The organism is Candidatus Desulfatibia sp. (genome assembly GCF_036446775.1).
Taxonomy (GTDB): Bacteria; Desulfobacterota; Desulfobacteria; order Desulfobacterales; family UBA11574; genus Desulfatibia_A.
The window spans coordinates 1-3,560 of sequence record NZ_JAZFTO010000058.1 but is presented as its reverse complement, the minus strand read 5'-3'; the positions used below and the strand labels follow the sequence as shown (position 1 = coordinate 3,560).

Below are 3,560 nucleotides of genomic sequence, written 5' to 3'. Positions count from 1 at the left end.
AACACCTCTTAAATCCATAATTACATCCTTAACCAATAACCAATTCTCAAGTAATCGCTTTCGTTGCTCCTGTAGTGAATCCGCCATCTACCAAAATTATCTGGCCTGTAATATATTCGCAAGCATCCGAAGCCAAAAAGACAACTGTGCCATCAAGGTCATTCGGCTGGCCGGGGCGATTCAGAGGAATGCGCTCCGTGATATAATTTAACCATTCTTTATTCTCGTACAGCACTGCGTTTTGTTCTGTTTTAAACCAGCCGGGAGCTAACACGTTGACCGTAATTCCAAATTTACCCCATTCCGCAGCCAAACTTCTGGTCATTGACAGGATAGCCCCTCGACTTGCGGTATAAGCTGCGATGCCCTCCATACCGAAAACGCAGGTGCAAGAGCCGACGTTTATTATCCTGCCGTAGTGTCGTTTTATCATCTCCTTAGCAACTGCCTGAGCACAAAAAAAGCTGCCTTTGAGATTGGTATTCAGAACAGTGTCCCAATCCTGCTGCGAAACTTCGGTGCTTGGCTTTCGGATATTTAAGCCGGCATTGTTGACCAGAATATCAATTTTTCCATATTCCTTTATGGTCATCTGAACCATATTATCAATATCACTTTGTGAAACCACATCCAACTGGACAGCTAACGCCCTTCTACCCAAAGACTCTATTTCCTGTTTGAATTCGGTCAGTCTCGATAATTCTCTGCTGGTAATAACCAAATCAGCTCCGGCTTCGGCAAGTGCCCTGGCGAAATACTGGCCCAGACCACGGCTGGTTCCGGTTACAATTGCCACTTTGCCGGAAAGATTAAAAAGGTCCTGCATTTTCATTTCCCCAAATTTTATGGTTCTAAAACAATTTTCAGTAAGTTTTCCTCGGCCTTGAGCAATCGCTCAAAGGCACTCGGCCCATCTTTCAACGGCAAAACATTGCTGATTAACGGCTCGACGTTAATTTTGCCCGAAGCTACTAAGTTTATACAATCGCGAAATTCACCCGAACTGGCATAAGACCCCGTGAAAGTCAGCTCCCTGGCAACTAATTCCTGCAAATTGAACTCAGCGGTCTTTTCCAGATTACCGACAGCGACAAGATGGCCGCCGGTCTTTGTTAGAGAAACTCCATCCCGGAAAGTCTGCGCGTATCCAACGGCCTCGAAAGTAACATCCGCCCCTCTGTTTTTTGTTTCTTTGAAAATCGTTTCTCTTAGGTCAGACTTAAGAGGATTGATGGCTTTATCCGCACCCAATTTCCCGGCTACCTCAAGTCGGAATTCATTGATGTCGGCTACAATAACTTTGGCTGCACCTCTTAGCCGGGCTGCCTGCAGAATGAAAAGACCGATTGTCCCTGCTCCAATAACCACAACAGTATCATCAGTCGAAATAGGTGCCCTGTTGGCGGCGTGCGTACCTATTGACGCCGGCTCTAAAAGAGCCGACTGAACAAATGACATATCGTCCGGAATTTTCGAGACAATCCACCACGGCACTGTAACATATTCAGCAAATGCACCGTGCCTTTTGAACTCCGGCGTGGAAACTCCTAATACCTGTCGTTTTTCACAGCGATTATATAAGCCCATCCGGCACGGTTGACATTTATTGCAATATACAGTTGAATCAAAGCAAACTCTATCGCCCTTTTCAAATCCCTTTACATTTTCGCCGGTCTCTTCAACGACACCCGCCGCCTCATGGCCCATAATCAAAGGAGGAATCCTTCTGCCGGTCTTACCTGTGAAGCCCTGCACGTCCGAACCACAAATTCCACAGGCCTTGACACTTACCAGTACCTCATCGTCACCAATCACAGGATGGGTAAAATCCGAATATTCTAAACAATATGGTTTAGTGTAAAGTAATGCTTTCATTTAATCCTTTGTTCGATAAACTAAAAATAAATGCAATCTGAAATACACCGGCATAACAAAATACCCGAAAAGCAACCAATATTCACCAATTTTATTACAGAAGAGCTAAAAAATTACCTTTCAAAAGTTCTTAGACAACCTTACAATAAAAATCGTAAGGTATTTTCCTGCACCACCACTTGAAGGGACATTATTATGGCCGATGACTTAGTACTACAACGCCATTTAAGGTTGAAAGATGCAACAACGTATAACAGATAAATCGATACCCATTTCACGCAATCGCCTTCGTTTTTTTCTCGTATGGCAGCGGCGAGAACAGGCTATACGGTGTTGCGTTACTGTAATAATTTCTGCTGTCCGTTCCAAGAATCTTTCCTGTACCCGGCCCGTCAGCCACAGAGACCGAACCAGGGCTGAAGAGGCTGTGCGGATTTGGCAAACTGTCAACTCCGGTTTTTTTTCCCCGCCAGTCATGATGCACCTTAGCCAAAAACAAATGGCTCACAGCAGTGATTATCAAATGACGACGGAGAGATTTATAATTACGAACCTCGAAATGGCTCAGTCCAAGTTCACTTTTTTCATCCTCAAAACACCTCTCCACATGCCAGCGAGAAAAGCCGACATGAAGCAACACTTCCAGTGGTGTACCTTCAGGAGCGTTGGAGACAAAGTATTTAATCTCTTTGGGGTTTTCAACATTGCGGGCAACAATCAGCCAATGTGCTCGAGTAGGCAAGCCATCACACTTAAGGTAAAACCTGGCAGCTTTAGCCTCCCAGACCATCGGGCCTTTAGTGGTATCTTTGATATGGAACTTCTCCCACGGAATCTTTCGCAATACAGGAGAATGAAGCAGCAGTTGTTTTACACTACTGGCAGAAGGACTTTTGGCCTTAAGACGCGGAAATCCGCGTTTTCTGCCCATTTTGCGATGATGTTCTTTATGCAGAATAGAGGGCTTAACCAGCCAGCCTGTAAAGATGGCAGGCACTTCTACCACATATCTTTGACCTCTATCGTCCAGCTTAAACAGAAACTCCGGAACCTTGCCATAGCCTTCATCAGCGCTGACCCACTCGAAACGAATACCATTGGCAACGGCACGTTCCCACAACTCAAAAGCAATCTGCCACTTTGGACGATGTGTCATTTGTTCCGGTATTCCTGCTGCCTTACAACGCAGCGGATCATCAGCCCAGCTTTTTGGCAGGAACAATTCGCCATCCAAAAGACAGTGGAAATTTCCAGCGGTGTAATTCAAATGTACTGTAACAACACAATTGTCTTTCTTGCCGGTATTGCCGCACCATTGACGCTGGACACCGGGAGTTTTGTTGCCTTTTTTGGAATGGCCGGTTTCATCGAATATCCCAATGGAACAGGGATGCTGGTGCTGGCTTGCAACGATTCGCTCAAGCGTATCAAGCATATGCATTTCATCCCATTTATGCAGGGACAAAAACTGTTGCAAGTTTCGCGGAGGCACAGAAGCAGCGTCAGCCATCGGTTCGATGCTTTTTCGCTGCAGGTCGGAGAGCTGGCCGGTCACATAAGTTTTGAGGCTTTCAACCGTCTCGATACGACCGAAGCAATCATCGAATTGTTGCAGATACTTGTTCAACATAGGTTCCAACTGTTTAATTTGTTTGGCGTCCATATCATATCTCCTTTCAGAATAA

Annotated in this window: 2 protein-coding genes and 1 pseudogene; all 3 read right to left on the bottom strand. The window is 45.4% G+C overall.

All coding sequences use genetic code 11. From position 1 onward, the window contains the following. Positions 1–46 precede the first annotated feature (46 nt). Positions 47–826 (bottom strand): SDR family NAD(P)-dependent oxidoreductase, encoded by a 780-nt coding sequence (locus V3S16_RS02665; RefSeq protein ID WP_413883128.1) that lies wholly within the window; start codon positions 824–826, stop codon positions 47–49. A 17-nt stretch (positions 827–843) separates the two neighbouring features. Further along, positions 844–1,875: a zinc-dependent alcohol dehydrogenase gene (locus V3S16_RS02660; protein WP_413883127.1), complete on the bottom strand. Its 1,032-nt coding sequence runs from the start codon at positions 1,873–1,875 to the stop codon at positions 844–846. A gap of 433 nt (positions 1,876–2,308) precedes the next feature. After that, positions 2,309–3,538 (bottom strand): annotated as a pseudogene (locus V3S16_RS02655) (IS701 family transposase); the annotation flags it as partial. Between the last annotated feature and the right edge of the window lie 22 nt (positions 3,539–3,560).

What these genes read in the sequence shown, in the direction of transcription:
- V3S16_RS02660 (WP_413883127.1), bottom strand. Translation starts at nt 1,875, where the DNA reads ATGAAAGCATTACTTTACACTAAACCATATTGTTTAGAATATTCGGAT.
- V3S16_RS02665 (WP_413883128.1), bottom strand. Translation starts at nt 826, where the DNA reads ATGCAGGACCTTTTTAATCTTTCCGGCAAAGTGGCAATTGTAACCGGA.